We start from the raw sequence: 1092 nt of genomic DNA, 5'->3' as shown, positions 1-1092 counted from the left end.
TCGTCGGCAGCGTCAGATGTGTATAAGAGACAGGAATCAGCAGCTAATTAGGTACAGACCCTAGCATTACAGTTGGTGCGCCGGGAGACCGGCAAGGAGTAGATGGTGCAAGTCCATTACGATGAAGGAATAGCGATCCACATCGGCCCCGAGCCGTGCGCAGGCATCCGCGAGGATATCTGCGAAGCGTCGGTAGGGGAGCATACAGGCCAGCCATTGAGCCGCGAAAGAATGTTTTCCCGGGCGCCGACGCTGTCAACTGAGCGGAAGGCAACACGGACGGGTGCGCAATCGCAAGCATCCGTCTGGCCCGGCGTGGTCGCAGACCCCGGCATGTATGGAAGCTCCTTGTACGGGAACCGGGAGATCTCCGGGTCGGCCATGACCTCCTTGGAGGCGTATGGTCCGCAGCGGGAAGGCGAGGAGCCGTAGCCGCTGATGCACGACACGGAGAAGTCTGACTTCGGCATAGTAGCTGTGAAGCCGACGAACAAAGCCGGGCAACCGGTAGCGGAGTTGGCGGAGCCAAGGCCGGGGACCAAGGGGAACGCGGAACAGCAGCGCATGCACCGGACACAGGGCCGGGCTCGCATGTCCCAGTCGCTGGACCGCGTACGGAAGGCCGCAAGGCTGAGGAAGAAGGACCGGTTCACCGCGCTCTTCCACCATATCAATGTCGATGCACTTCGGACGGCGTTCTACGCGCTCAGGCGCAAGGCCGCTCCCGGGGTGGATGGCATGACGTGGCAGGACTACGAGGCAGATCTCGAGCCACGGCTAGAGGGTCTGCACCAACGGGTCCATCGGGGAGCGTACCGCCCACAACCGTCACGCCGGACGTACATACCGAAGGCGGATGGGAAGCGGCGGCCGCTGGCGATCGCAGCTCTGGAAGACAAGATCGTCCAAGGGGCTACCGTCATCGTGCTCAACGCCATCTACGAAGGCGACTTCTGCGGTTTCTCGTACGGGTTTCGACCCGGTCGGGGACCGCACGATGCGCTGGATGCGCTGTGCGTGGCGATCGACAAGCGGAAGGTGAACTGGATGATTGACGCCGACATCCAAAACTTTTTGGATGTTGCGTCATAC

Annotated in this window: 1 pseudogene; it reads left to right on the top strand. The window is 61.7% G+C overall.

The features are described 5' to 3' along the window. Window positions 1–438: 438 nt before the first annotated feature. Window positions 439–1092, top strand: a pseudogene (locus FXB38_RS39935) (group II intron reverse transcriptase/maturase); the annotation flags it as partial.

Source organism: Bradyrhizobium cytisi (genome assembly GCF_008123515.1).
Lineage (GTDB): Bacteria > Pseudomonadota > Alphaproteobacteria > Rhizobiales > Xanthobacteraceae > Bradyrhizobium > Bradyrhizobium cytisi.
Note: the sequence above shows the minus strand (reverse complement) of the source record. Positions and strands in the feature narration are given on the sequence as shown.